Annotated in this window: 4 protein-coding genes; all 4 read right to left on the bottom strand. The window is 73.2% G+C overall.

Annotated elements, in window-relative coordinates; all coding sequences use genetic code 11:
• Positions 1-15 precede the first annotated feature (15 nt).
• Positions 16-3,288: an efflux RND transporter permease subunit gene (locus tag H1A17_RS23945; protein WP_145921469.1), complete on the bottom strand. Its 3,273-nt coding sequence runs from the start codon at positions 3,286-3,288 to the stop codon at positions 16-18.
• Between the two features lie 147 nt (positions 3,289-3,435).
• Entirely contained in the window at positions 3,436-4,485 is a 1,050-nt protein-coding gene (gene thrC / locus H1A17_RS23940) for a threonine synthase (RefSeq protein WP_145921470.1), read from the bottom strand.
• Between the two features lie 114 nt (positions 4,486-4,599).
• Positions 4,600-5,913, bottom strand: a complete 1,314-nt coding sequence (locus H1A17_RS23935; protein WP_194822939.1) for a homoserine dehydrogenase — start codon at positions 5,911-5,913, stop codon at positions 4,600-4,602.
• An 8-nt stretch (positions 5,914-5,921) separates the two neighbouring features.
• Positions 5,922-7,307 (bottom strand): diaminopimelate decarboxylase, encoded by a 1,386-nt coding sequence (gene lysA / locus H1A17_RS23930; RefSeq protein ID WP_145921472.1) that lies wholly within the window; start codon positions 7,305-7,307, stop codon positions 5,922-5,924.
• Positions 7,308-7,327 lie beyond the last annotated feature (20 nt).

Raw genomic sequence — 7,327 nt, 5'->3', positions numbered from 1 at the left:
CGCGGCCGGGCGGGACTACTCGGTCGGTGGCAGCGGCGACCGGCGGCTCTTCGGCAGCCGCAGCACCTCGAACTGGTCGGTGCCGTCCACCAGCGCGGCCGACGGGGCCGGTCGGGCCGGCGGTCCACCCGACGCCTCGGCCGCCGGGGCACCCACCGGCGTCGGCACCTCGGCGTCCGGCTCGGCGGGCGTCCCGGTGGGGCCGCCCTCGTCGGAGGTCCGTCCCCGCCGGCCGGCCCGCCGCTCGCGCAGCGACTCCTTGGTGCGTTCCACCATCGTGTAGAGGGTCGGCACCAGGACCAGGGTGAGCAGGGTCGAGCTGAGCAGGCCACCGATCACCACCACCGCGAGCGGCTGGGAGATGAAGCCGCCCTCGCCGGTCAGCCCGAGGGCCATCGGCAGCAGCGCGAAGATCGTGGCCACCGCCGTCATCAGGATCGGCCGCAGCCGACGCCGGCCGCCCTCGACCACCGCCTCGGTGATGCCCATCCCCTGCGCCCGGTACTGGTTGATCAGATCCAGCAGCACGATCGCGTTGGTCACCACGATGCCGACCAGCATCAGCACGCCGATCAGCGCCGGCACGCCCAGCGGGGTCCCGGTGACCAGCAGCAGGGCGATCGCGCCGGTCGCCGCGAACGGGATGGAGATCAGCAGGATCAGCGCCTGGGTGATGCTCCGGAACGTCGCCACCATGATCAGGAAGACGATCGCGATGGCGGCCAGCACGGCCAGCCCCAGGTCGCCGAAGGCGTCCTCCTGCTGGGCGCTCGCGCCACCCACGGCGATCGTCGCCCCCGGCACGTCCACGTCGTCCAGCCGCTTCTTCAGCTCGGTGGTGGTCGCACCGAGGTTCGAGCCGGTGGCCGTGCCGGTCACCGAAACGCTGCGCTCACCGTCGATCCGGGTGATCTGCTGCGGCCCCTCGCCCCGGGTGACGTCGGCGATGTCGTCCAGCTTCACCGGGCCCACCGGCAGCGCCCGCAACTGCTCCTCGGTCAGCGGCGGGGCCGCCGTCGTCCGCAGCACCACGTCCTGCTGCCCGCCGTCGAGGGTCACCCGACCCAGCGGGCTGCCCCGGTACGCCTGCGACACCAACTGCCCGACCGCCGCCTCGCTGAGCCCCACCCGGGCCGCCGCCAGCCGGTCGACCGTCACGTCGACCCGGGGCACCCGGTCGGCCAGGCTGGTGGCCACGTCCTCGACGCCGGGGGTGCCCGCCATCGCCGCCCGGACCTGGTCGGCGGCCCGGTTCAGGGTGTCGGTGTCGGCGGCCTGGACGACCACCTCCAACTGGCTGCCCGAGGTGCCGCCCTGCCCGTTGTCGAAGCTCAGCTCACCCGCGCCGGACCCGAGCCGGTCGAACTCCCGGCGCAGGACCTCCTTCATCTCCTTGGCGTCGGTGTCCCCACCGAGCGCCACCGACCAGCGGGCGGTGTTGTTGCCGCCGCCGCCCAGCCACGGCTGGTCACTGCCGCCCGCGCTCACCTGGTAGGTCTCGACCCCGTCGGTGCGCGCCAGCACCCCCTCGACCAGGCGGGCGGCCTCGTCGGTGGCGGCCAACCCGGACCCCGCCGGCAGCTTCTGGCTGATGCTCAGGGTGTCCTGGCCGGAGTCGTCGAGGAAGTTGGTCTCCAGCTTCTGGGCCAGCCCGAACGTGCCGAACAGCAGCAGGATGCCCACCGCCACGGTGATCCAGCGGGTCCGGCGGGTCCGGGTGGCGAACCCGATCGCCGGCAGGTACGCCCGCTGCAACGGGCTGCGCAGTTCCTTCTCCTCGGCGGCCCGGCGCACCGCCTCGTCCGCCCCGTCCCGCGGCGGCTTGAGGAACCAGTACGCCAGCACCGGGATCACCGTCAGCGACACCAGCAGCGAGGCGAGCAGGGCCACCGTGACGGTGATCGCGAACGGGGCGAAGAGCTGCCCGACGAAACCACCCACCAGCGCGATCGGGGCGAACACCGCGACCGTGGTGAGCGTCGACGCGGTCACCGCCCCGGCCACCTCGCGGACGGCGGTGACGATCGCGTCCCGCTTCGGTTCGCCGTACTCCAGGTGGCGTTTGATGTTCTCCAACACCACGATCGAGTCGTCCACCACCCGCCCGACCGCGATGGTGAGCGCGCCCAGGGTGAGCAGGTTGAGCGAGTAGTCGCCGATCCAGAGGGCGAGCAGCGCCACCACCACCGACAGCGGGATGGAGACCGCGGTGACCAGGGTGGACCGGACCGACAGCAGGAAGACCAGGATCACCACGACCGCCATCAGCAGGCCGAGCAGCCCCTCCGTGGTCAGGCTCTCGATCGACTTCTCCACGAACGGGGCCTGGTCGAACACGATGGTCAGCTCGGCGCCCGAGGCGGACCGCAGGTCGTCCAGCCGGTCCCGGATGTCGTGCGAGATCCGTACGGCGTTGCCGTCCTGGGCGGCCGTGACCTGGACCCCGATGCTCTCCTTGCCGTTGGTGCGGGTGATCGCGGTGGCCGGGGCGAGCTGCTGCTCGACGGTCGCCACGTCACCGAGCCGGACCGGGGCGGCCTTCGGCGCGGTCGGGGTGAGCGCGATGCCCCGCAGCTGGTCGAGGGTGGTGACCGGAGCGCCCACCTGCACCGGCAGCGCGGTGGTGCCGTCGACGACCGCGCCGGCCGGGACGGCGATGCCGTTGGACTTCAGCGCGGTGGCGATCGCGGTCGGGGTCAGCTTGGCGGCGGCGAACTTCGCCGGGTCCGGCACGATCGTCACGACCTGCTCGCGGGTGCCGGTGACGGCGACCGTGCGGACCCCGTCGATCCCCTCCAGCTCCGGCACCACCGTGTCGCGCAGCTTGGCGGCGAGGGCCTGCTCGTCACCGCCGCCGGTGGCGGCCAGCACCACGGCCGGCAGGTCGTCGGTGCTGCCGGTGATGACCTGCGGGTCGACCTCATCGGGCAGTTGCGCGTCGACCCGGCTCAGCGCGGTCTGCATCTTGTTGGCCACGTCGTCGATGTCCGTGCCGAAGACGAACTCCACCGCGATCGTCGCCGACCCCTCCCGCGAGGTGGAGGTGACCTTCTCCAGCCCGGGGATGCTCTGGAGGCTGTTCTCGATCGGCTCGGCGACCTGCGCCTCGACGATCTCCGGCGAGGCACCCGGGTAGACCGCGACGACGAACGCGCCGGGGAACTCCAGCGAGGGCAGCAACTGCTGCTTGAGCGAGGGGACGGTGAACGCCCCGAACGCCGCGGTCACCACCGCGATCAGGGCGACGAGCCCCCGGTTGGCGAGGCTGGATCTGGCGAGCAGCGACATCGGCGTGGCTCACTCCTGGGAGAGGGGACAGGCGTAGGGAAAGTCTGCCCGACCCGGTCTCCCCCACCCGTCACGGGGTGGTCACCCGACGGCCGGGGCGACGGGGACGGCACCGGGCCGTCACCGTCGCCCGGCGCGGGGCGGGGATCAGGCCAGGTCGAGGGAGCGGGCGGCGGTCAGGGCGTCGTTGGCGATGGTGATCGGGGCGGGGGCGGTGGAGATCGCCCACTCCGGGTCCTTCAGGCCGTGGCCGGTGACCGTGCACACCACCGTCGCCCCGGCCGGCACCCGGCCCTCGGCCCCCTGCTGGAGCAGACCCGCCACGCTGGCCGCGCTGCCCAGCTCGACGAAGACCCCCACCTCGCGGGCGAGCAGCCGGTACGCCGCCAGGATCTCCCGGTCGGTCACGGCGGCGATCAGCCCCTGCGAGGCGTCCCGGGCGTCGAGCGCCTTGGTCCAGCTCGCCGGGTTGCCGATCCGGATGGCGGTGGCGATCGTCGACGGCTCCGGCACCACCTGACCGCTGACGATCGGGGCCGCCCCGGCGGCCTGGAAGCCGTACATCTTCGGGGCGCGGGTGGCGTTGCCGTCGCGCAGGTCCTCCGAGTAGCCCATCCAGTAGGCGGAGATGTTGCCGGCGTTGCCGACCGGCAGGCAGTGGATGTCGGGGGCGTCACCGAGCGCCTCGACGATCTCGAAGGCGGCCGTCTTCTGGCCGTGCAGCCGGTCCGGGTTGACCGAGTTGACCAGGGCCACCGGGAAGTCCTGGGCGAGCTTCGAGGCCAGTGCGAGACAGTCGTCGAAGTTGCCCTGCACCTGGAGCAGCTTGGCCCCGTGCACCAGCGCCTGGGCCAGCTTGCCCAGCGCGATCTTGCCCTGCGGCACCAGCACCGCGCAGGTGATCCCGGCCCGGGCCGCGTACGCGGCGGCGGAGGCGCTGGTGTTGCCGGTGGAGGCGCAGATGATCGCCTTGTCGCCGGCCTCGACCGCCTTGGAGACGGCGACCGTCATCCCCCGGTCCTTGAACGAGCCGGTCGGGTTGGCCCCCTCGACCTTCAGGTAGACGTCCGCGCCGAGCCGGGCGGAGAGCGCCGGCGCGGGCAACAGCGGGGTGTTCCCCTCGTGCAGGGTGACCACGGGCGTGGCGTCGGTGACCGGCAGCCGGTCCCGGTACGTCTCGATCAGGCCCCGCCACATGTCGCTCTCCTCGCCTCTGCCGCCCCGGTCGTGCCGGGGCCCCTGCCAGCCTGGACCAGCCTCGTCGACCGGCCTCCGGCACACCCGCCGATAACCATCAGGCGAGACGCCCGGTCATGCCCCGCCCTCGACCCGCAGCACGCTCGCCACCGACCGGACGATGTCCAGCCCGCGCAGCTCCCGTACCGTCGCGGCGAGCGCGGCGTCCGGGGCGACGTGGGTGACGATGACCAGGTCGGCGTCCTCGCCACGGCCGGCCGGGCCGCCGCCGGCCGGCCCCTGCCGGACGGTGGCGATGGAGACGTCGTGCCGGGCGAACACCCCGGCCACCGCCTGGAGCACACCCGGCCGGTCGACCACGTCGAGACTGATGTGGTAGCGGGTCAGCGCCTCACCCATCGGCCGGACCGCCAGGTCGGCGTAGGCGGACTCGCTGGCCGCGTACGCTCCGGCGAGCCGGTTGCGGGCCACCGCCACCACGTCGCCGAGGACCGCGCTGGCGGTCGGCGCCCCGCCCGCCCCCCGCCCGTAGAACATCAACTGCCCGGCCGCCTCGGCCTCGACGAAGACCGCGTTGAACGCGTCGCCGACGCTGGCCAGCGGGTGGGTCAGCGGGATCATCGCGGGGTGCACCCGGACGCTGACCGTCTCCCGGCCGGCGGCGTCGGTGCCCCGGGCGGCGATGCAGAGCAGCTTGATGGTGCAGCCCATCGCCTTGGCGCTGGCCATGTCGGCGACGGTGACCTCGGTGATGCCCTCCCGGTGCACGTCGGCGGCGGTGACCCGGGTGTGGAAGGCGAGCGAGGCCAGGATGGCGGCCTTCGCGGCGGCGTCGAAGCCCTCCACGTCGGCGGTCGGGTCGGCCTCGGCGTACCCCAGTTCGGTCGCCTCGTCGAGCGCCTCGGCGAAGCCGGCGCCGGTGGCGTCCATCGCCGAGAGGATGAAGTTGGTGGTGCCGTTGACGATGCCGGTGACCCGGTTGATCCGGTCGCCGTGCAGCGACTCACGCAGCGGACGCAGCAGCGGGATCGCCCCGGCCACGGACGCCTCGTAGTAGAGGTCGGCACCGCCCTCGGCCGCCGCGTCGTGCAGTGCCGCGCCGTCCTCGGCGAGCAGCGCCTTGTTGGCGGTGACCACGCTCTTGCCGGCGCGCAGCGCCTCCACCAGCCAGCTCCGCGCCGGCTCGATGCCGCCGACCACCTCGACGACGACGTCCACGTCGTCGCGTTTGATCAGGCCGAGCGGGTCGGTGGTGAACAGCGCCGGGTCGACGGGGAGGTCACCCCGGTCCCGGCCGACGCGGCGCACGGCGATACCGGCGATCTCCAGCGGAGCACCGATCCGGGCGGTCAGGTCGGCGGCCTGCTCGTGCAGCAGCCGGACCACCTCGCTCCCGACCGTTCCGCAGCCGAGCAGGGCCAAGCGCACAGGTGACGTCATCCCACATCCAAAGCGAGCAGGTCTTCTTCGGTCTCCCGCCGTACGATCAGCCGGGCTCGGCCGTCACGCACCGCTACCACCGGAGGGCGGGGCACATGGTTGTAGTTGCTGGCCATGCTCCGGCAGTACGCCCCCGTGCCGGGGACCGCGACAAGATCTCCGGGCTGCACGTCGGCGGGCAGGAATTCATCCTTCACCACGATGTCCCCGGACTCACAGTGCTTTCCCACCACGCGGGCCAGCAGCGGCTCGGCGGTCGAGGTCCGGTCGGCGAGCGTCGCCGAGTACGACGCGTCGTAGAGGGCGGTCCGGATGTTGTCGCTCATCCCGCCGTCCACGCTGACGTAGGTACGCAGCCCGTCGACGTCCTTGACGGTGCCGACCGTGTAGAGGGTGAACACGGCGGGGCCGACGATGGCCCGGCCCGGCTCGATCGACAGGTGCGGGACGGCCAGGTTCTCCGCCGCGCACTCCGAGTCGACGATCTTGCGGAGCCGCTTGGCCAGCTCGGCCGGGGGCGACGGGTCGTCCTGGGTGGTGTACGCGATGCCGAAGCCGCCGCCCAGGTCCAGCTCGGGCAGCTCCACCCCCCGGGCGTCGCGGATCTGCGCCTGCAGGGCGAGCACCCGACGGGCGGAGACCTCGAAGCCGCTGGTGTCGAAGATCTGCGAACCGATGTGCGAGTGCAGCCCGCGCAGGTCCAGCACGCCCTCGTCGATGACCCGGAAGGCCGCCGCGGCGGCGGCCCCGCCGGCCAGCGAGAAACCGAACTTCTGGTCCTCGTGGGCGGTGGCGATGAACTCGTGGGTGTGCGCCTCCACCCCGACGGTGACCCGGATCAGCACCCCGGGGCGGACCCCGCGCTCCCGGGCCAGCGCGGTGAGCCGGTCGATCTCGGTGAACGAGTCGAGGATGATCCGCCCCACCCCGGCGTCCAGCGCCCGGGTCAGCTCGGCGACGGACTTGTTGTTGCCGTGGAAGCCGATCCGCTCCGCCGGCATCCCCGCCGACAGCGCGGTGGCCAGCTCGCCGCCGGAGCAGACGTCCAGGTGCAGGCCCTCCTCGGCGATCATCCGGACCACCGCCCGGCAGAGGAACGCCTTGCCGGCGTAGTAGACGTCCACGTCGGGGAAGGCGTCCCGAAACTCCCGGGCGCGCGAGCGCAGGTCGTCCTCGTCGAGGACGTACGCCGGGGTGCCGTACCCGGCCGCCAGCTCGCGGACGTCGAGACCCGCGACGGTCAGCGCGCCGTCCGCGCCGCGCTCGACCTGGCGCGGCCAGAGCTGCGGCACCAGGGCGTTGACGTCGGCCGGGGGACGCAGCCAGGCCGGCCCCCGGTGGCCGATGTCACCGTGCAGGGCACCGGCTTCGTGCGCACGCATCTACTCGTCTCCGCTTCGCG

The sequence above is a fragment of the Micromonospora sp. S-DT3-3-22 genome (genome assembly GCF_015354745.1).
GTDB classification, from domain to species: Bacteria; Actinomycetota; Actinomycetes; order Mycobacteriales; family Micromonosporaceae; genus Micromonospora; species Micromonospora wenchangensis.
Note: the sequence above shows the minus strand (reverse complement) of the source record. Positions and strands in the feature narration are given on the sequence as shown.

Bases quoted from the DNA above. Each gene is read 5' to 3' on its own strand.
- H1A17_RS23945 (WP_145921469.1), bottom strand. From the start codon at position 3,288: ATGTCGCTGCTCGCCAGATCCAGCCTCGCCAACCGGGGGCTCGTCGCC.
- lysA (WP_145921472.1), bottom strand. From the start codon at position 7,307: ATGCGTGCGCACGAAGCCGGTGCCCTGCACGGTGACATCGGCCACCGG.
- thrC (WP_145921470.1), bottom strand. From the start codon at position 4,485: ATGTGGCGGGGCCTGATCGAGACGTACCGGGACCGGCTGCCGGTCACC.